The sequence below is a fragment of the Lewinellaceae bacterium genome (assembly GCA_020636135.1).
Taxonomy (GTDB): domain Bacteria; phylum Bacteroidota; class Bacteroidia; order Chitinophagales; family Saprospiraceae; genus JAGQXC01.
In genome coordinates this window covers 448,515-470,076 of record JACJYK010000003.1, presented here as the reverse complement: position 1 = coordinate 470,076, position 21,562 = coordinate 448,515, and the positions used below count along the sequence as shown (strand labels likewise).

The window sequence follows — 21,562 nt, the reverse complement described above, 5'->3', positions numbered from 1 at the left end:
ATGAGACAAATCGCTACGCTGGTCCTGGTTTGTGCAACCATGACGGTTGGATGGGGGCAAATCGTGCCCGGCGATGAATGTTTGCAGGCTATTGAAATTAAAAATGTCACCAACTATTGCTCCGCGGTAGGTCAGTTTTCCAACACCGGAGCTACACCGACCGACTATACCCAACCGGTTTGTTTTGATGCTGTGAGTCACGACATCTGGTTCCGTTTTATCCCCAAGGCTACCGATGTCATCATCACCGTAGTTGGCGCCACTGCCACCAATCCAGGCGGAACCCTCAGAAACCCACAAGTAGGATTATATTACAATTCGTGCATCTCGACCAATGTCAACAACATCGAGTGTGGTACCGATACCCGGAATAATATCATAGAGATCTACCAGGGAGGACTATTTATAGGCCAGCCCTATTACATCCGGGTAGATGGCCGCAATGGTCAAACCGGCACCTTCCAGCTATGCGTCAATAACTACTTTGCACCAAAATTTCCAGGATCGGATTGCAGTTCTGCTGCCATTTTGTGTGATAAATCATCGTTTTCCGTGGAGAGTGTATCCGGTGCTGGAAACGACCCAAATGAATTGAATGACGCCCCCTGTTTTGAGGGTGGTTTGCAGGGAATAAATTTCGAGTCAAATTCTTCCTGGTTTAAATGGGTCTGCAAGACCACCGGTAGCCTGACGTTTGCGATAACACCGACCAAGGTTGACGATGACATTGATTTTGTCCTGTATGAATTAACAAACGGAATTGATGACTGCCAGTCAAAAAATCCCATTCGCTGCGAGGCTGCAGGAGAAGATGTGGCCCTTTATCCATCCGCCTGCCATGGGCCTACCGGTTTGCGAGATGAATCCAAAGACACTTCCGAGCCACCCGGTTGCAATCGGGGACAGGACAACTGGATCTCCACGGTCACTATTGAAGCTGGTAAATCTTATGCCCTTGCCATCAACAACTACACTTCGACCGGTAATGGGTTCAGCATCGAATTCGGGGGTACTTCTGAATTTCAGGGCCCTGATATTGCGCTGACCATCGTACCGGACTCAGGCCTCCGGTGTGATCAGGTATTTACCATCTCGGATAATTCGGTTTTTAACTTCGGAACCATCGACCGTTATTCCTGGGGATTTGGTGAAGGCGCGGAGCCGATCACAGCAACCGGTCCCGGACCACATCCCGTTATGTATAATTCCTTTGGACAAAAAGTTATCAGTCTGCAGGTTGAGACCGACCGGGGATGTATTGTCACGGATACCACGTCCATCTATGCTGAGCCCTGTTGCATTGACCTGCCTCCTCCTACCCTGGAAGCCACTGTCAGCAATCTGGTGTGCGCCGGAGTACCCAATGGCTCCATCCAGGTAGAAGGGATGAACGGCCAGATATGGTATAAGTTTTCCCTGGAAGACGGGGAATACTCCTTCAACAATTATTTTGGCAATCTGGATGCCGGCAGCTATTTATTGCATGTTGTCGATGCGAAAGGGTGTGAAGGTGAGCAGATTGTCACCATCACCGAACCCCAACCACTCGATGTCGATCTGGGCCCTGACCAGGAAATCGATCTAGGCTACCGCACACAGATTAATGGCACCTATTCTCCTCCGGTCAATATTGTCACCAGCTGGCAATCCACCAAGGGCGACTCCATCATTTGTCTGGATCCCCGGTGTCTGACCATCGATGTCCTGCCGCCGGGAACAACCACCTATGTCGTCCAGATCATGGATGCGACCGGTTGTATCGCCAAGGATACCATTGAAATTCGCGTTAACAATAACCGGCCTATCTTTTTCCCCAATGCCATCTCTCCCAACGGAGATAACATCAACGATGTATTCTACATCGGTTCGAATCAGGCAGCTACCGGAATCGAAGTACTACGCGTTTTCGACAGGTGGGGAGGGTTGTTGTATGAAGGTCACAACCTGCCTCTCAATGACCAAAACGTGGGTTGGGATGGAACCCGTAATGGAGAGACCCTGCCTCCGGGTGTTTATGTTTTTATGGCCGTGGTGCGGTTTGTTGATAATGTAAGTTTGCCCTATTCCGGAGATATCACCATCGTGCGATGAAGTATTGTATATTCATAGGATTGCTCTTGCTGCTTGCTGCCAGTTCGTGCCGAAAGGAAGCCCCGGTGGAGGATGAATCCCTGATGGCATTGTTACGGCAAGGAATTGAAGTCGGTGATTCGGTGCAGATCCTGTATAGCGATTCAGCCCGGCTAAAAGTGATGATAGAGGCTCCGGTGATGTACCAGGAAACCAATCGTCGCTACCATATCCAGACCTTCCCTAAAGGCATTTACGTCGAATTTTACGACGAAGAGGGCGTCCTAACATCCACCCTGCGCGCCAATTATGCGCAACGCAAAGAACAGGACCGGCAGGTTATCGTCAAAGATAATGTGGTCTATCAGAGTGTCCAGGGAGATAAACTGGAAACCTCAGAATTGATGTGGAACGAAAATGACCGGTTGATTAGCACGGACAAACCCTACCGGCTGCGCCGCGCCAATGGGGATCTCGCGAATGGATTAATGGGCTTCACCGCCAACGAATCATTTACCTATTTCAAATCCCATTCGGTCTACAATCGCTTCTTATTTGAGGAGCATAAGACCGACACCCTCCCTTAATATTTAAAAAAGACGGTCAATATCCTCAGGACCTTTATTTTTGTAGTTGCATTATTCAGCTATGATCCTGTTTTACATCATTCTCTTTTTGCTGCTTTCAGCCATTTTTTCTGGTTCCGAAATTGCCTTTGTCTCTGCCAATAAGATCGGTATTGAACTTAAGAAGGAGAAAGGACTCCGCAAAGGACGGGTACTCGGAGGATTTTATCGCAAACCGGAATATTTCATCAGCGGCATGCTGATCGGGAACAACCTGGCCCTGGTTGTCTATACCTCCCTGATGGAGCAGCTGCTGTTACCACCACTCCAAAGCATTGGCGGCGTGGCCAGTTACCTGGTGATAACCCTACTAAGTACCGCGATCGTATTGGTGTTCGGGGAATTCCTCCCTAAAACCATTTTTCGCATTTTTGCGAATGACCTGTTGTATTTCTTCACCTACATCCTAAAGATATTTCAGGTCTTGTTCTTTCCATTTTCCGCCCTGGTCAATAAACTGTCGGAATGGATCATCCGGGTGTTCACCAATGCTCCGGTTGAGAAAACGCAGGCCGCATTAACCCGCTTTGACCTTGAGCATTTCATAGCAGACTCCGCTGGTTCCAATGATGAACCCATCGAGACGGACATCTTCAAAAATGCGCTCCATCTGAAACAAACACGCATCAAAGAAATCATGGTGCCCCGCACGGAAATCCAGAGCATTGACGTGAGCGCCGACATTCAGGAGCTGATCGATCTGTTTGACACCAGCAAACATTCCCGGATCATTGTCTACGATGAGGATATCGATAACATTCTCGGATACATACACCATCAGCAATTGCTGAAAAATCCCAGGTCTCTACGCCGTCTGGTCCTGGAAATACCGGTGGTGCCGGAAACGATGAATATCCAGGCGCTTATGCTCAGGCTCATCAAAGAAAGCCAGACCATCGCCTGGGTAGTGGACGAATTCGGTGGTACCGCAGGTATCATCACCCTGGAGGACATCCTGGAAGAGATCTTTGGTGAAATCGACGATGAGCATGACGAGGAAGAACACACCGAAGAACAAGTATCCGACCACGAATGGTTGTTTTCAGGGAGACTGGAGATCGACTACCTGAATGAAAAATACGATGCCATTCATTTCCCGGAAGGCGACTATTCCACCCTCTCCGGTTATCTGATCATGACGACCGGCCACATACCACACCAGGATGAGGAAATCGAACTGGAGGGCTATAAATTTATTATGGCCAAAGTCGATGAAAAGAAAATCGAACTGGTCCGTGTCATCAGACAGGAAGAAGACTGATCCTGCACCAAAAGAATAGATTACTATAAGGATTCCGCAAATTAACGTTGATAAGAAATGAGATAGATGGCATTCGCCTGATCGTCACTTACCAGCATGGAACCGTCCGGCAACCATTCGATATCCACCGGGCGGCCCCAGGCGTTCTCTCCCTGCAGCCAGCCTTCCGCAAAGTTTTCTACACTGGTACATTGGTTACCCTGCATGTGGACCAACGCGATACGGTATCCGATTTTGTTGGCCCGGTTCCAACTTCCGTGTTCGGCAATAAAAATCTGATTTTTGTAACTGGCCGGAAATTGATTTCCGGTATAAAATTTTAACCCCAGCGGGGCTACATGCGGTCCCAGCTTCATGGCCGGAGGAGTAAACTCACTGCATTGGTGGCCTTCACCAAATTTAGGATCAAGAATATCGCCCTCATGGCAATACGGAAATCCAAAATGCTCGCCTACCCTGGTCAGGTGGTTTAACTCACAGGACGGCGAATCATCTCCCATCCAGTCCCGGCCATTATCGGTAAACCACAGCTCTTTGGTTTGCGGATGCCAGGTGAATCCGACGGAATTGCGTACGCCCCGTGCTACGATCTCCCGGTTGCTGCCGTCCGGATTGATGCGTGTGATGGTGTTAAAGACCGGGTCTTCCGATTCGCAAACGTTGCATGGAGCACCGACCGGCACGTAAAGTTTGCCATCCGGACCAAAGGCGATATACTTCCATCCGTGATGGGTTTTATCTGGGTATTTATCCGTGATCAGCACCGGCTTGGGCGGATTGGATAAATTCTGTTCGATGCGATCGAACCGCCAGATCTTACTTACCTCCGCTACGTACAGGCTGCCGTCCTTAAAAGCAACTCCATTGGGCATTTGCAATCCTTTGGCAATGGTGTACATCTTGTCCGCCTTATGATCGCCGTTCTGATCCACCAAAGCATATACACTCCCTTCATCCCGAGTGCCTACAAACAAGGTTCCTGACGGGGACAGGCACATGGAACGGGCATTGGTAACGTTCTCGGCAAATAATTCAATCTTAAATCCGGCGGGTAGTTTGATCTTATCCAGCTGGATGTCCGGTTTAACTTCTCTGAACCGGGTAAACGCAAACCATGTCACGGCAGCACCCAGCACAAGTAGTAAAGACCATTTATATCTGTTCATTTTTGAATTTATTTAAAATTACAAGATCACATATTTCTCCGGTACTGACCACCAACTTCATATAAGGCATGGGTGATCTGGCCCAGAGAACAATATTTCACGGTTTCCATCAGGGTTTCAAAGAGGTTTTCACCCTCCAATGCTTTCTGTCTTAATTGCTTTAAAGATTCCTGAGCCTTTGGCCTCAGAAGACTTTGCATCTCGTGCAGGGATGAGATCTGATATTGCTTCTCTTCCCCGGTCGCACGGATCACTTCGCGGGGAACGATGGTCGGTGATCCTTCCTTGGAGAGGAATGTATTCACCCCGATGATCGGATATGCGCCGGAATGTTTAAGGGTCTCATAGTACAAACTCTCCTCCTGAATCCTTGATCTTTGATACATCGTCTCCATGGCACCCAGTACACCGCCACGGTCCGATATCCGCTCGAATTCAAGAAGCACGGCTTCTTCAACCAGATCCGTCAGCTCTTCAATGATAAAGGCGCCCTGCAATGGATTTTCATTACGGGTCATCCCCAGCTCATGGTTGATGATCAGTTGAATAGCCACTGCACGCCGGACCGACTCTTCCGTGGGTGTCGTGATCGCTTCATCGTAAGCGTTGGTGTGCAATGAATTGCAGTTATCGTAGATGGCATAGAGCGCCTGCAGTGTGGTCCGGATATCATTGAAGGCAATCTCCTGGGCATGCAGGGACCGACCTGAGGTCTGGATGTGGTATTTCAACATTTGCGAACGCTCATTGCCTCCGTATTTATGCTTGATGGCTTTCGCCCAGATGCGCCGGGCCACCCGTCCGATGACGGCATATTCCGGATCCAGCCCATTGCTGAAGAAGAAAGAAAAGTTTGGTGCAAAATCGTCGATGTGCATACCCCGCGAAAGGTAATATTCCACATAAGTGAATCCATTGGATAAGGTAAAGGCCAACTGGGTAATGGGATTGGCCCCCGCCTCAGCGATGTGATAGCCCGAGATCGAGACGGAGTAAAAATTACGCACCTGTTGATCAATGAAATAAGCCTGCATGTCACCCATCAACTGCAGGGAAAACTCCGTGGAGAAAATGCAGGTATTTTGCGCCTGGTCCTCCTTCAGAATGTCGGCCTGCACGGTACCCCGCACAGATGCCAGCGCCCGGTCCTTGCATTCCTGGTAAATTTCCTGTGACAGGACCTGATCTCCGGTCAATCCCAGGAGAAGCAGACCGAGTTGGTCATGATGCGGTGGCAGTTCTGTCCGGTATTCCGGCCTGGAGAGACCTCTTTCGTCGTATTGCTGCTTTTTGAATTGTTCTACCTGCGCTTCCAGGCCATTTGCAATGATATATTTTTCACATTGCTGGTCAATGGCAGCATTCATGAACAAAGCGGTCATGGTGGCTGCCGGGCCATTGATGGTCATGGACACCGAGGTCTTCGGGTCACAAAGGTCAAACCCGGAATACAGCCGTTTGATATCATCCAGCGAACAAATACTCACTCCGGAATTACCCACCTTTCCATAGATGTCGGGGCGATGATCCGGATCCTCGCCATAGAGGGTCACTGAATCAAAAGCTGTGGACAAACGGATTGCCGGCATGTTATAACTAAGGTAGTGGAATCTGCGGTTGGTCCGTTCCGGGCTTCCTTCGCCGGCAAACATTCGGGTAGGGTCCTCTCCTTTTCGTTTGAAGGGAAATACCCCGGCTGTGTAGGGAAATGAACCTGGTACATTTTCCTGCCGGGACCAGTGTACCTGTTCACCCCAGTCTTCCCACCTGGGAAATGCTATTTTGGGGATCAACTGATGGGACAACGTTTCCGTTCGCGTCGGTACCGTGATGGCCTTGCCTCGCACCAGGTAAGTGAACGTGTCATCCTGATAAGCTTGCCGTTGTTGCTTCCAGTTCTCAATAATTTCTTTACTGGTAGCATCCAGTTTTGCCCAGATAGCCTCGAATTGTTCCTGTAAATTTTTCCGAACCGGGTCCGAATCTTGTCGTTTCAGGGTAAGGGACAGGGCAAATGCTTCCCTTGCCAGGTCGGCCTGTTCTTTCACCAAACCATCGTATTGGCGGTTATTTTCAGCGATCTCCGCCAGGTAACGGGTCCGGGCCGGAGGAATGATGTAACGTTTCGTTTGTTCGGCTTCCGGTTGAGACGGGTTATTTCCTGTGGTTAAAAATCCACGTTCTCCCAACTGATCCAGCAGGTGATGATAGAGTACATTAACCCCCGGATCATTGAACTGGGAAGCCATGGTTCCAAACACAGGCAAATTCACTGGGTCCTGGTCCCATAATTGATGGTTGCGCACGTATTGTTTGCGTACATCGCGGAGCGCATCCTGAGCACCCCGTTTGTCGAATTTGTTGATAACCACCACATCCGCAAAGTCCAGCATGTCGATCTTTTCCAGCTGGGAGGCAGCCCCGTATTCCGGCGTCATGACATAGACGGCAAGGTTGACATGATCGGTGATTTCCGATCCGGACTGGCCTATGCCGGAAGATTCCAGAATGATCAGATCAAATCCTGCAACTTTCAAAACATCAATGGCCGGCTGAACGAATTGCGATAAAGCCTGATTGGCCTGACGGGTAGCCAGAGAGCGCAGATAAACCCGGTCCGTATCGATGGCATTCATCCGGATCCGGTCACCCAGCAGTGCACCGCCGGTTTTGCGCTTGGTCGGGTCCACCGAAATGACACCGATGGTTTTCCTGGGGAACTGGTGCAGAAATCGCCTGATCAATTCATCGACCAGGCTGGATTTGCCGGCGCCACCGGTTCCTGTAAACCCAATGACGGGGGTGTTTTTCAGGCCAGCAGCCTTCCCCGACAAAGCATCCAGATCGGCTTGGTGTCCGGGTATACCGTTTTCTATGGCAGATATCACCCGGGCCACGATTTGAGGATGCTTTGTATCCAGTTGTGAAAATGCATCTTTTTCGATAGCACCGGTCGCAAAGTCACATGCTTTCAGCAGATCATTGATCATGCCCTGGAGCCCCAGATGCCGCCCTTCATCGGGACTGTAGATGTGAGCAATGCCATAAGCCTGCAAAGCCTCGATCTCCTCAGGTAATATGGTACCACCGCCACCACCAAATATCCGGATATGTCCGGCGTGGGCTTCCTGAAGCAGATCGTACATGTACTTGAAATATTCCATGTGTCCGCCCTGATAGGAGGTAATGGCGATCGCCTGGGCATCCTCCTGAATCGCTGCACGTACTATTTCACGTACCGAACGGTTGTGTCCCAGGTGAATGATCTCAGCCCCTGAAGCTTGCATGATCCTGCGCATGATATTGATGGCAGCATCATGGCCGTCAAAGAGAGAAGCTGCGGTAACGATTCGGATTTTATTTTTCGGATGGTAGGACTGCATGCCGGATTGCTTCTTGCAAAAATAACTGATTTTTCTGTCCGGACCGGTGCATTGGGTGCTACAACTGCCTGCACGGCGTGGGTTAATCTTTTCTTAATGCACCGGCAATTCAAAATCCGGTAAAGACTGTACTCGTTCTTGTCCTAAGAATTGGTTATTGAATTTATGCACTTGTTTTTTCATAGTTGAGATAGGGGTATACGGTTGATCAAGCATTGACCCGGGGCGCAGAATCAGAGGTAGTCAGGATAGGGTCAATGCTTTTTTTGTTTTTAGCCAATTACTTCCAGAAACTCAGCCGTTATCATTGCAGTCGCTCCCCACATCACTTCACCATGTAAGTCAAAATAAGGTACATCCGGCAACGAGTATTGTCCCCTGACCGTAATTGCCGTTCGTTTGACGACCCCTTCTGTCTGCAGGTAATACAATGGTATGGAGATGATGCGTTCGATTTCTATGGGATCCAACTGAAATTGCGGTGTTTCCCTTAAAAAGCCTACGAATGGCTGTACCTGGAAGTTACTTACGGGAATGTACAATGAAGTAAGCGCACCTAGGGGTGTGATGGCGTTTGCTGCCACACCGATCTCCTCTTCGGTCTCACGTAATGCGGTGGCCAGGGCATCTGCATCACCTGCTTCCCGGCGCCCGCCGGGAAAACTGATTTGCCCTTTATGGCGGTCACCTGCCGTATCTGTACGCTTGGTATAGATAACTTCCCAATCTTCACCACCGGGATACAATAACAGAAGTACCGAAGCTTCCTTAGGTGGGTGTGCATGCTGAAATGACGGGATACGATGTCTTATTGACATCTTTTGGTGCGCCGCTTCTCCAGGCAGTGAGGTTGTCTGCAAATGATTTTCAATTGCCCGGATTACGGATATGTCAGGCGTTGATGCCATTCTGTTGCCTATTGACCCTTGCTCAATTTAACCAAAATACGTGCGATGCATGGGATGGATAAAAAGTGGATGGTGATCCTTAAACCTTATTGGAAAGTTTGATGTAGTTCTCAAGTGCCATGGGCATAGACGGAGCATCCGGAACCGGAGCTTGAATGTTGATGGTCAGTCCACGCTCCTCCACAGCCCTGGAAGTGCTGTTCCCAAAGACGGCGATCCGGGTCTCATCCTGTGAAAAATCCGGGAAGTTCTCATATAGGGATTGAATACCCAATGGGGAAAAGAAGACCAGAATGTCATACTTGATGTCCGCCAGGTCTGACAGGTCACTGCTTACCGTACGGTACATCATGGACTCGACAAAGTTGATCTGACTTTTTTTCAAAAACTCTACCACCGGCAGGGCACCCAAATTGGAACAAGGCAACAAAAACCGGTTGCCGGATTTGTGCTTTAGAATGGAAGAGGTAAGGTCTTCAATGGTCTTCCGTCCTACGAAAACTTTGCGTTTGCGATAGATGATGAACTTCTGAAGGTAGTTGGCTATGGCCTCTGAAAGGCAGAAATATTTGGTTTCCGCAGAGACTTTCACCCGGGTCTCTTCAGAAAGTCTGAAGAAATTCTCAATGGCATTCTTACTGGTGAAGATGACACATTCGTATTCATCCAGCCGGATGCGCTGCTTGCGGAACTCTTTCTCAGAGACCGGCTCGACATGGATAAAAGGTCTGAAATCAATCGTGATCCCATATCGCGTCTCCAGTTCATGATATGGAGACTTATTGCTGGGCTGCGGTTGAGAAATTAAAATGGTTTTAACTTCCTTCAATTTTTCAGTCTTAACATTTCCCGACATAGGACCAATTACTTCTGATTAGGAAAATAATTGCAGCGAGATCTGCCTATAAATCAATAATATAGGTCCGATTTCGATCGCGCAAAGGTAAAGAAAAAATTGAAACTTATATAGTGATGCCAATCTAACACCAATCAGGAGTCCCCGGAATTGGCGCAACAGATACAAAACAACAAATGCTCCGATCCCGGTAAGAATCAATCCGTTATGCAAATTTGCCGGCCCGAATGCCAACAACCAGTTGATCGCAAACAGGATCAATCCTAAAAAGATATTGAACTGCATCGTCGAAAAACTGTATTGTGCCGTTTCCTTTTCGACCGGAAACAACGAAGCCAGGAGCCAAAGAACAAAGTGTTTGGTAAAATACAGGGCTCCGAAGATGATCAGTATCCACCAGTATGAAAGCTCAAAATTGCTCCAATACCGCAGGATGAAGTTGATAAACAACGCTCCCTGCAGGAAGAAGACCAGGTAGAGTGCAATGTGCAAATACTGGGATATCCCTTTACTAAACTCGCGATAGGTCAGTCTGAAAAAGTTCTCGCTGATCAGTGATTGTGTCAACTCAGCCATGAAGGACCGGTTGAGATTTACTACGGCTGTCACCCCCAGCAGGCATATAAACAACACCCAGAAAGAAAGGCTGCCAGTAATCCGTTCAAAGTACGTTTCAACCTGTTTATTGGTTTCTTTCTTGTTTTCCTGATTACCGGTCACTGCTTTGTCTTTAGCCTCGTCTTTCTGATCTTTTTTGGTGATCTCAAAAATGGACTTGCTTTGTCCGGATGGATTGATCGCGGTATCCGCGGCCGGTGACTGGATGATCTTCGGGGTGGCTGTATCCTGCAGGATGCCTGGCGTTTCTTGCTTTGTGGTCAGATTCGGAGGACGCACAGCTCCATTGGGGTCCGACGGACGGGCATTCAGGTCAAACGGATTCTGGCCGGCAGGAATGTTCGCTTTAGAGTCTTTTTTCTGCGTTACCGTATCTTGATTGACCGGCTTCTTACCGGTGGTATCCGCTGGTTTGGTCGTTACTGGTTTGGTAGCCGTTTCCAACGGCGATTTTACCGGCTTGACGGTCTCCTTCTTCTGGGTGGTATCTTTGCGCTTAATGTCAAATGGATTCTGTGCCTGTCCAGCAACCACTGTCAGAATAACGATGATTAAAGTAAGTTTACTGATGGTCAATCGCACGAATGCTGTTTGGCCTGCAAAATTACAAATACTTTATAGTCCAAATAAGACCCCGCCTGCACATTAACTTAAAGGTTATCCCGGCTGTTGATTGTTAAATGGTTGTTAAGCGGAAAGAGGAAGGCGGTATTTGGTGTTAAATTTATGCTTTGTGAACCTTTATGCGACAAAAAGCCATCATTTGGGTATTCATTCTGGGCGCCATTCTGGTCATGGGCATGCTGGCCTTCCAGTCGTATTGGGTCGCCTATTCCTGGTCCAGTGAAAGCTCGAAGACCCGCCAGTCTATATATATTGCCCTTTATAACGTCGCGGAAAAATTGGCAAAATTTGATCAGGTGACCTTGCCTACCCGGGACCTGATTAAATCCGTCTCATCCAATTATTACGTGGTCAACATCAACAACAGCATTGATGCCAACGTGCTGGAGCGCTTCCTCATCGATGAACTTCAAGCCAGGGAAATCAATATGGATTTCGAGTATGCCATTTACGACTGTAGCAGCGATGAGATGGTGTACGGCGACTTCTGCAGTATTTCCAAAAAAGATTACGAGGCTGACCTTGGCAATCTTCCGAAATACGAGGAGTTCACGTATTACTTCGGGGTAAAGTTTCCCGGCTTGGTCGGTACGATCTTTACCAACATGATGCCCTCTCTCATCTTTAGCGGCATCACAGTCCTGGCCCTGCTGTTTTTCATTTCATCGGTAGTCCTGCTGTTAAGGCAGCAAAAAATAGCCCAGCTGCAATCCGATTTCATCAACAACCTGACCCATGAATTTAAAACACCGCTGTCTTCGATGAAGATCGCCACCGAGTCACTGATAGCCAATCCCTACGTACAGGCAGAACCGAAAGTGAATCGTTACCTACAGATCATTGGCCAACAAAATGACCGCCTGCAGGAACACATCGATAAGATCCTGGATCTGGCCAAACTGGAAAAAGAAAGCATTACCCTAAAACTGGAAACCGTCAATCTGCACGATATGCTCCGGGAAACACTCCCGCTATTTGAAGCTCAAATCGAACAGAAGAAAGGCTCTCTGACCTGTTCACTGGATGCCAGCGATCCGGTCATACAGGCGGACAGCAGTCACCTGCAAAATGTCATCTCCAATTTACTGGATAATGCCATCAAGTATTCAGGGGACAACCTGTCAATCCGCATTAGTACCCACATGGAAAAAAACACCCTGGTTCTGCGTATCCAGGATCAGGGCATAGGCGTTCCGGAAGAACAAATGACCAAGCTATTTACCAAGTTTTATCGTGTCTCGACCGGCAATGTCCACAATGTCAAGGGATTCGGTCTTGGTTTGTATTATGTCAAGCTGATCTGTGATGCGCACAAATGGCATATCCTGATGGAAAGCAAACCGGGAAACGGGACCATTGTTACGATTTACTTTCACTAATTACGAACCATGAAAAGAGCACACATCCTGTATGTTGAAGATGATGAAACCTTAAGCATGTTAACCCAGGAACACCTGGAGCAACAGGGATACCAGGTCACCCATGTAGGTAACGGACGCAATGCGCTGGAAGCCATACAGTCGAAAGACTTTGACCTCTATATCCTGGATGTTATGCTGCCCGAGATTGATGGCTTTGACCTTGCAACCAACATCCGGCGAAAAGATGTGGATACCCCCATCCTGTTTCTATCCGCAAAATCCATGAAAGAAGACCGCATCCACGGATTGAAGATCGGGGCCGACGACTTTATTACCAAGCCGTACAGCATGGAAGAACTACTATTGAAAATAGATGTGTTCCTGCGCCGGAGCAAAGTCCGCCAGCATACGGTGGCTGAAGTGGTTCGCATCGGGGATCTGGAATTTGAATATCAGAATTTGATCCTGCACGTAGGTAAGGAAGAAATAACCCTGACCCAGCGGGAAGCCGACCTGCTGATGTATCTCTGGAAAAACCGGAATCAGGTCCTGCGCCGGAGCGATATCCTGGAAGCTTTGTGGGGTGAGGACGATTATTTCCTCGGGCGCAGCCTGGATGTCTTTATATCACGGTTACGAAAATATTGCAAATACGATCAGCGATTGAAGATTGAAAATATTCATGGTGTGGGATTTAAACTGAAATGCCCCGAGTGATCAGGATGTAAGTTGTCCCGCCGTCCAGATACCGATCCCTACACCCAACCAGCCAAATACCAGGCTGCCCACCACGTAAAGGCTCGCCGTCATCCAGCGGCTTTCTTCTCCCAGCAAAAAGATCTCATTGGCGAAGGTGGAGAAGGTGCTGAATCCTCCGCAAAATCCAGTGATCAGCAACAGCCGCATGTGAGCATCCAGGATATTGCGTGTGCCCAGCATCCATAAGACCCCAATGATCATACAGGCCAAAAAATTTGTCAGAAACGTTGCCCAGGGAATTGAAGTTTCATTCCAGGGCATCCACAGGCTAAGCAGGTAACGCAGCAGGCTGCCAAAACCGCCACCAATAAATACGAGGATCAGGTATTTGATCATATTAATTTGCGTTGTTGCGCTTTCTTCCTGCGTACATAAAAATGCAGGATAGCAGTTAAAACCAGGGCAAGTCCGAGGATGATGATCAGCAGGATGAAATTGCCCAGGTTCTGGAACTTAAGCGCAATTAGGATAAATAGAATGTTGCTGATGATCAGGATACCGGTAGCCTGCATATGGCTAAATCCTGCATCAATCATCATGTGGTGGATGTGCCTGCGGTCAGGAGACAACGGAGAATGGCCGCGCAGGATGCGGATGGTAAATACACGCAGCGTGTCAAACAAAGGAAGAATAAGGATTCCGATGGCCACGGCAGGCGCGGAATTCACCGCATAAATGGAGTCGGGTAACTCCCGGTGTGCTTCGATAAATTTAATGGCAAGAATTGCACAGACCAGACCGACAAAAAGCGATCCGGTATCGCCCATAAATATTTTTGCCGGGGTGACATTATACCGCATAAAGGCCAACACTGATCCGGCCAGGGCAAACGCAACAATCGCCAGATCGATGCGGTCAACCAGAAAGAACCACACGCCCAGGACCAGTGAGATCAATGTACTGATGCTGCCCGTCAGTCCGTTGATACCATCGATTAGGTTAAACGCATTGATGATGACCAGAATGGTAAAGATGGATATTGAATAACTGACCCAATCCGGTAACAGGGTCAATCCAAAAAGTCCATAAAAGCTGGTCAGCCGCACATTGGCTTTATAGACCAGGATAAAGGCCGCAAACAGCTGCCCGGCCAGTTTGCGCCAGGGAGACATGGGTACCAGATCATCTTTCACTCCGATGAGGAAAATGATGACAAAGGCACATAAGATGTACTGAAGATCCTGAAACACGCCAAATGGTGTCCATAATACAATCGAAAATATGACCCCGGCAAAGATCCCGATCCCTCCTAGCGTAGGTATGCTGTCCGAATGGGAACGCCGTTCACCGGGTTCATCCATCAGATGTTTTACCCTGGCTACATTGATGATGGAAGGGATGGCCACGAAAGTCAATGTAAAGGAGGTGATGAAACTGAGTAAGACGTCGTACATCGCTTCGTTATTGGCTGGTGCTGTCCTTTTTTACTTCCTTAAGGGCATCCATAAACTCCTGACCCGTCTGTCTGCGAAAGATCTCCTCAAAGGCGCTGTAAGGGTTATCCCACAATTTTCGCATATGATCCCTGATGACGATCAGCGTTTGATCCGTGGTGTCCTGAATAATCTTCTGTACATCGTAACGGTGCCGGTTCATGGCAAAGGTGATGGCATCCAGCCAAACCGCCCGGTCCAGTGAGTCGGTAAGTTCAGGCTGGATTTCAGGATAGCATTGGATGATCAGCTGTTCAAATCGTCTATCATAGGGTTCCCATTCTCTGGTACTGATGTACCGGTCCAGTTTACTGACATCCTGCATCAGCTGATGATAATCATTCAAAAAAGCATCACTCCCGGATGGACAATCCTGGTGGGATTGACAACTTGTAATAATGAACAGGATGACGATCCAGAAAAACTTCCTCACCATGTGGTCTTTGTTCAACATACGCACGAAAATACCATTTTACTCCTCACCTAAGGCAATGGTTAGTCCAGCATTTCAAGGACCATCGGCCATAGTTGTTCAAATGGAAGTATTTCCACTTCAATACCCTGCTCCGATATATTGATGGGTACACTTTGCAGTTGCTCCCACATCGGTTCTACATAGCGCTCGGTGCGTATGCGGTTGAAATCAGCCCGTACCAGATTATTAAGCATCTTGATGAATAGATTCGTGCGGAGGGTTTCATCCTTGCGCAGGTAGCGGTAGCTGTATTGTTTCAAGGCATCTACCCGGTCTATGATGCTGGAGTAATTCTTCTGATGTAGAAAGAAAAGGATCTGAAGAATTAAGACGGACGAGTTCAAACCTTGTTTATCCTTGGAATAGGTCGGCACATCATTCAGAAACCGTTGGATGCGGAAGCGTTTCTGCGTGGCATCGAGGATCCCGCGTTGTTCCAAAAACTGGATATAGGTATTGAATATCTGAAAGTTTTCATCGTAGATAGGTTGTTTCATCTTTTCCAGCAAGGGCCCCATTTCATCACGTAGGACCTCCCGTGCCAGATCGTATTTTCCGGTACGCATGTAGATGATGAACAAATAGTACTGTGCGATGAAGGTGGTCTGATCACTGATCCTGGTTATCTTATAATAGGTACATAGTTCGATGGCAGTCTTCCAGCTTTCGATCTGGATCAGGGCCATCAGCCGTTTTAGCTGAAAGGTGAAGATGTGAAAATCCAGCTTATAGGGATACTTTTTTAGACGTTCAATAGCCTGATTGCAAATGGTTATCGTCTGCTGATAATCTTTCTCAAAATAACTGATGACCGCCAGGATATTGTAGTAGAAACGCGTGGACCTGGCTGTTTTGGATTTGCCTTTCAGACTTTTGGTCTCTTCAAATTTTTCTTTCAGCAATTGTTTATTATCGTACGAGATCATCTTGTGTTCCAGTACGGAATAAATCTCTGAATAGATGGAGCTCAGCTTGTTTTCGGTGACTACATCATTCAGTGTCTGCTGTTCGATCTTATGGTACCTTTTAAATTCCTTGGCGTTCATCAGGTTCAGGCCATAGTATCCGGATAACTGCTGGCTGCTGAGATAGGCCGGAACGCTCAGTTCGAATTTCTGGGATAGCTTGAGGCACTCCTTAAAATACAGGATCCCATGGTGAGGGTTGCTGTACATGGATATGATGTAGCCAGCCATCATATGACGTAATGCCTGCAAATAGGCTTTGTCAATACCGGAGATCTGGGCACGCTCCGGTGTTGCGATCAGGACGGCATTCAACATTTGTTGGTAGAGTCGGCTTTTTGCTTTGCGGTAATTTGCATTGGCTTTCTGGCCTTTTCCAAAAAACTCAAGTTGCAGTTTTGGGTCTTCGTCGGAGCCAAGTTCTGCCATTCTGAGAAATAATTGTTCCATTTGAGTTTCCGGTTCTTCCGATGATTGATAGGGTTTCGGAAGCGCTTTTACATTGTTATCCCGGAGGTATTGAAGCAGTGGACCGAGGTTATTCATGGTTTGATGTTATTATAATTATGGCGGTTATTTTAATGTAATAATTTAATATTCAATTATTTATGGTAATGATTTAAATGATATATACGGTATTCGCTTGTCACAAACTACATGTTTTTGTTTACACATTACTATCCAAAACCGTGCAAATTTGTATTGTAAGTAGATGAAAAGCTCTTTTTCGAAGTCTTTTATAAAAAGAGCGTTGATAATCAATGTGTTAGTGGATAGATGTCAATAATAAAATGTTATTATTGCTGTCACATTGTCTGGGTTTTTGTTATAGCAGGTAGTGCAATTCCGACTTAGTTTTACGTTATTATTAAACAAACGAAAATTCTGAGTCATGAATGCCAATCAAATAATCGACGTTACTTGCAATATTATCACCGAGCAGCTTGGTGGTTTCTAATAGACAGAATAGCACAACCCATATATAAATTAGGAGCGACCCCTTTTTTTCACTGTTCCTTCTGCACGCCTTCGTGCGGTTCTTCTATCCGGATATCCAAAAGGGGTCCTTCTTTTTAATAAGCTTACTCTTTGGGCGTTTTTTTATACAACTTGGGTATGCAGAAATAGCAGTACCCACGAAAAACAAAAAACCTTCATATCCTTCAGCGGAATGAGGGTTTTTTTTATTTTATTAAGTATAAAGTTCTGACATCCAAATAGTTGGTACGATTTTTGAAATAATACAATTGAATCTCTTATTTATTTGGGTGTTATAACAAAGTCTTCAAAGGCTACACTATCCTCAGTTAGCTTTTTGAAGACTTTTTCTTTTTAGCCGTAGCCGGTTCCAATTCTTTGATCAGGTATCTGCCAGTATGACTTTCTGCACATTGGGTGATCGCCTCCGGGGTACCGGAAAACACCACCTTTCCACCTCCACGACCTCCTTCCGGACCTATATCAATCAGGTAGTCCGCAACCTTGACCACATCCAGATTGTGTTCAATGATCACGACCGTATTCCCGCGTTGTACCAGTCGATCCAATACCCGGATGAGGTGCATGACATCTTCAAAGTGCAATCCAGTGGTTGGTTCATCCAAAATATAAAAGGTGTTGCCAGTATCCCGCTTGCTTAACTCTTCCGATAATTTGACTCTCTGAGCCTCGCCACCGGATAGAGTTGTCGCCTGCTGGCCAAGTGTGATGTATCCCAGGCCAACATCCCGCAGTGTTTTCAGCTTGCGGTGTATCTTGGGTATGCTCTCGAAAAAACCGGCAGCTTCCTCCACCGACATGTTGAGCACGTCGGATATGGATTTACCCTTATAAAGAACTTCCAGGGTCTCCCGGTTGTATCGCCTGCCCAGGCAGGTCTCACATTCCACCAGTACATCCGGTAAAAAATTCATCTCGATCAACCGCATACCCGCTCCTTCACAAGTTTCGCAACGGCCTCCTTTGACATTAAAGGAAAAACGACCAGGCTTGTAGCCTCTGATCTTGGACTCCGGCAGATTGGCGTAAAGATTACGGATTTCGGTCATCAATCCGGTATATGTTGCCGGGTTGGACCGGGGAGTCCGTCCGATCGGTGATTGATCTATCTCAATGACTTTATCGATGTGCTCCAGGCCCCGAATCTCCTGGTAGGGTAAGGGTTTCTGCAAACTGTTGTAAAAATGCTGCCGGAGGATCGGATAAAGTGTGTCATTGATCAGGGAAGATTTACCGCTCCCGGACACACCGGTCACACAGATCAATGTTCCCAATGGAAAGGTGACATCAATGGTATCCAGGTTATTCCCGGATGCTCCAATCAACTCCAGCACATGACCTGTTCCATTGCGTCGTTGTTTCGGGACCGGTATACGCACGGTTTCTTTCAGATACTTTGCGGTTAGGGAATCTTCACCCAAAAAGTCCTCCGGCGTTCCCGCAGCGACCAGCCGGCCTCCGTGATGTCCGGCGCCGGGTCCCAGGTCAATAAGGTAGTCCGAGGCCAGCATGATGTCTTTATCGTGTTCTACAACCAACACAGAATTTCCTATCCTGGTTAATTCCTTCAGCGCCTTGATCAACCGGTTGTTGTCCCGGGGATGGAGACCGATACTCGGCTCATCCAGAATATAGGTTATGCCGGTTAGCTGGGATCCGATCTGGGTTGCCAGCCGGGTGCGTTGGGCTTCCCCTCCGCTCAGCGTATTGGCAGGACGGTTCATCTGGAGATAATCCAATCCTACATGCAGGAGAAATACCAGCCGCAGACGTATTTCTTTCAGGATGTCCTGGGCAATGGCTTTTTGCCTGGTAGTCAGGTATTGCGGAAGATCTTCAAACCATTCCAGCAGTTGGTCCAGGTCCATGGTGGCTAGCTCACCAATGTTCCTATCATGGATCTTAAAATGCAGCGATTCTTTCTTTAATCGTAATCCATGACATTCAGGGCAGGTCGTGACAGTCATAAAGTGTTCTGCCCAGGAGCGGATCTTTTCCGAAGTGGTATCCTCATACCACCTCTTTAGCATATTGACCAGACCTTCGTAAGCCAGATTGTAGACAAAATCATGCTTGTTGTACCCCAGGTCTACCGGAAACTTTTCATTGCCGCCATATAATATGGTATCCAATGCTTCTTTGGGTATATCCTTGACCGGAGTAGAAAAAGTAAAGCGGTAGGTTTTGGCGATGGACCTTAGCTGCTTAAAGGTGATGTTGTCGCGGACTTCACCAAAGGGACGGATCCCCTCCTCATTGATGCTTTTATCCGGATCGGGAATGACTTTGTCCAGATCCACCTGATTGATGTTTCCCAGACCATTGCAAACCGGACAAGAACCGTAGGGCGAATTGAATGAAAAGGAGTTTGGGGAAGGTTCTTCGTAGGAGATGTTATTCTCCGGGTCCATCAGGTGTTTGCTAAACGGCGTGATGTGGTTATCTGCATGCTCCATCACAAAAAGCATATCGTTACCCATTTTTAAGGCTATTTGAATCGATGCTGCCAGTCGATCCTTGCGGTCCGTGGCTACCTGCAGCCGGTCGATGATTACCTCGATATCGTGGACTTTATAGCGGTCGGCTTGCATCCCGGGTTTCAGATCCAGTATCTCGCCGTCCAGGCGGACTTTGGTATAGCCCTGTTTACGGATCTGATCAAACAACTCCCGGTAGTGTCCTTTTCTGCCCCTTACCAGTGGAGCAAGCAAGACAATTTTCTGCCCCTGATAATGTTCCAGCAGGTGATCGATGATTTGTGCCTCGCTGTAACGTACCATCTTGAGTCCGGAAGCGTATGAGTACGCCTCCCCGATGCGGGCAAACAGTAACCGGACAAAATCATACAATTCGGTAATCGTACCCACCGTAGAACGCGGGTTCCATCCGGTCGTCTTCTGTTCTATGGAAATTACAGGGCTTAACCCCTGGATATGCTCCACGTCCGGGCGTTCCATTTTCCCGATGAACTGCCGCGCATACGAGGAAAATGTTTCCATGTAACGCCGCTGGCCTTCAGCATAGATCGTATCAAAAGCCAAGGAAGATTTACCACTACCGCTGATGCCGGTGATGACTACCAGTCTGTTTTTTGGTATGTTTACGTGGATGTTTTTCAGATTGTGTTCCCGGGCACCGGTCACTTCAATCACACCGGAATTACTGTTGTTTTTGCCTGTATTCATGTTGCTAGCCAAACAGCTTACAAGATGAGAAGTTTGCCGGTGAATTACAAAATTGGGGCTGAGGCTTGGTGGGTTGAAAAAAAATCTTTAATTTTCTTTAACAATTGGATAATAAACTAAAATAAGGATACGTTTTCAATGCACATGCGGTCGCCGCATTCCTTTCGTCTCCGAGATTACTATTCAATAACTAAGTTTCCCCCCGTATTATAACTACTTCTTTTAGGAGATAGCAATTACTTGTTTTATTCTTGTCTTATTAAACTTAAACCAACCAATCATGAGAGCAGTCGTTGCCCTGTTAATCGCGTTTTGTAGTATTACGATGACCTTGGCTTCTGATGTCATCACCTTAACTGGCTATGTTGATGATGCGAATATGTACCTGCAGTGGAACATGGACGCAGATCCAAATATTGAAGCCATTTATGTTGAGCAAAAAGTAGGCCAAACTTTTGAGTCCATTGCAATACTCGCTCCCCAGACAAACCGGCAATACAGCTTTGACCAACCAACAATCGCTCAAAGTGTTAAACTTTACCGCGTCCGGGCTGTACGGGTTGACGGGCAACAAATGCTCTCGAATGAACTGAATCTGGAAACCCCCAGGGTTCCCTTTGAAATAAAGGTTTACCCCAATCCGGTGGTCAGCGAGGTCTATGCCAATCTGCCGGATGCCTGTCAGCATGCCCGGGATATTCAAATCCGCATCAACGATATGTACGGTCGGGCAGTCGCTTCACAAAACGTAGCGCCTAAAACCGTCAGTTTTGAAATCACCCCCGTGGAGCAGCTGCAGGCAGGAATGTATGTCATCCAGTTTTGGGTTGACGGGAAGTTGGAGAAATCCACTTCCATATTGAAGCAATAACC

At 47.5% G+C, this 21,562-nt stretch carries 16 protein-coding genes; 6 read left to right on the top strand and 10 right to left on the bottom strand.

Annotated features, from left to right (window positions below; all coding sequences use genetic code 11):
- The 3 genes from H6570_21260 (at position 1) to H6570_21250 (ending at position 3,957) form a co-directional block, all read left to right on the top strand.
- Complete coding sequence (locus H6570_21260) at positions 1–2,091, top strand: gliding motility-associated C-terminal domain-containing protein (GenBank protein MCB9321823.1); 2,091 nt, start codon at positions 1–3, stop codon at positions 2,089–2,091.
- Positions 2,088–2,657, top strand: coding sequence for an LPS export ABC transporter periplasmic protein LptC (gene lptC, locus H6570_21255; protein ID MCB9321822.1), 570 nt, complete (start codon positions 2,088–2,090; stop codon positions 2,655–2,657). Before H6570_21260 ends, lptC begins: the two co-directional genes overlap by 4 nt.
- 61 nt (positions 2,658–2,718) lie before the next feature.
- Positions 2,719–3,957 carry an HlyC/CorC family transporter gene (locus H6570_21250; GenBank protein ID MCB9321821.1) on the top strand — a complete coding sequence of 413 codons (1,239 nt, stop codon included), beginning with the start codon at positions 2,719–2,721 and terminating at the stop codon, positions 3,955–3,957.
- A 41-nt stretch (positions 3,958–3,998) separates the two neighbouring features.
- Here H6570_21250 and H6570_21245 read toward each other — a convergent pair whose 3' ends face one another.
- The 5 genes from H6570_21245 to H6570_21225 form a co-directional block, all read right to left on the bottom strand.
- The gene (locus H6570_21245; GenBank protein MCB9321820.1) at positions 3,999–5,123 is read right to left on the bottom strand and encodes a sorbosone dehydrogenase family protein; all 1,125 of its coding nucleotides are present in this window, start codon (positions 5,121–5,123) and stop codon (positions 3,999–4,001) included.
- Between the two features lie 26 nt (positions 5,124–5,149).
- Positions 5,150–8,506: a methylmalonyl-CoA mutase family protein gene (locus H6570_21240; protein MCB9321819.1), complete on the bottom strand. Its 3,357-nt coding sequence runs from the start codon at positions 8,504–8,506 to the stop codon at positions 5,150–5,152.
- A 272-nt stretch (positions 8,507–8,778) separates the two neighbouring features.
- Positions 8,779–9,414: a CoA pyrophosphatase gene (locus H6570_21235; GenBank protein MCB9321818.1), complete on the bottom strand. Its 636-nt coding sequence runs from the start codon at positions 9,412–9,414 to the stop codon at positions 8,779–8,781.
- 79 nt (positions 9,415–9,493) lie between these two features.
- A complete protein-coding gene (locus H6570_21230; protein MCB9321817.1) occupies positions 9,494–10,270 on the bottom strand; it encodes a uroporphyrinogen-III synthase in 777 nt (258 codons plus the stop codon).
- 18 nt (positions 10,271–10,288) lie between these two features.
- Positions 10,289–11,470 (bottom strand): DUF4271 domain-containing protein, encoded by a 1,182-nt coding sequence (locus H6570_21225; protein ID MCB9321816.1) that lies wholly within the window; start codon positions 11,468–11,470, stop codon positions 10,289–10,291.
- Positions 11,471–11,631: 161 nt separating this feature from the next.
- On the opposite strand from H6570_21225, the gene H6570_21220 reads away from it, so the two are divergent.
- The gene (locus tag H6570_21220) at positions 11,632–12,891 is read left to right on the top strand and encodes a HAMP domain-containing histidine kinase (GenBank protein MCB9321815.1); all 1,260 of its coding nucleotides are present in this window, start codon (positions 11,632–11,634) and stop codon (positions 12,889–12,891) included.
- 9 nt (positions 12,892–12,900) lie between these two features.
- Entirely contained in the window at positions 12,901–13,590 is a 690-nt protein-coding gene (locus tag H6570_21215) for a response regulator transcription factor (protein MCB9321814.1), read from the top strand.
- Here the strand turns inward: H6570_21215 and crcB are convergent, their stop codons facing one another.
- The 5 genes from crcB to uvrA form a co-directional block, all read right to left on the bottom strand.
- Positions 13,591–13,968, bottom strand: coding sequence for a fluoride efflux transporter CrcB (gene crcB / locus H6570_21210; protein MCB9321813.1), 378 nt, complete (start codon positions 13,966–13,968; stop codon positions 13,591–13,593).
- Entirely contained in the window at positions 13,965–15,026 is a 1,062-nt protein-coding gene (locus H6570_21205; protein ID MCB9321812.1) for an undecaprenyl/decaprenyl-phosphate alpha-N-acetylglucosaminyl 1-phosphate transferase, read from the bottom strand. The genes crcB and H6570_21205 overlap by 4 nt, the downstream gene beginning before the upstream one ends.
- Before the next feature lie 7 nt (positions 15,027–15,033).
- Positions 15,034–15,525: a hypothetical protein gene (locus tag H6570_21200; protein ID MCB9321811.1), complete on the bottom strand. Its 492-nt coding sequence runs from the start codon at positions 15,523–15,525 to the stop codon at positions 15,034–15,036.
- A 35-nt stretch (positions 15,526–15,560) separates the two neighbouring features.
- A complete protein-coding gene (locus H6570_21195; protein ID MCB9321810.1) occupies positions 15,561–17,051 on the bottom strand; it encodes a hypothetical protein in 1,491 nt (496 codons plus the stop codon).
- Positions 17,052–17,812: 761 nt separating this feature from the next.
- On the bottom strand, positions 17,813–20,689 hold the full coding sequence (uvrA, locus tag H6570_21190; GenBank protein MCB9321809.1) for an excinuclease ABC subunit UvrA: 2,877 nt from the start codon (positions 20,687–20,689) through the stop codon (positions 17,813–17,815).
- 280 nt (positions 20,690–20,969) lie between these two features.
- Here uvrA and H6570_21185 point away from each other — a divergent pair, with 280 nt between their 5' ends.
- Positions 20,970–21,560 (top strand): T9SS type A sorting domain-containing protein, encoded by a 591-nt coding sequence (locus H6570_21185; GenBank protein MCB9321808.1) that lies wholly within the window; start codon positions 20,970–20,972, stop codon positions 21,558–21,560.
- Positions 21,561–21,562 lie beyond the last annotated feature (2 nt).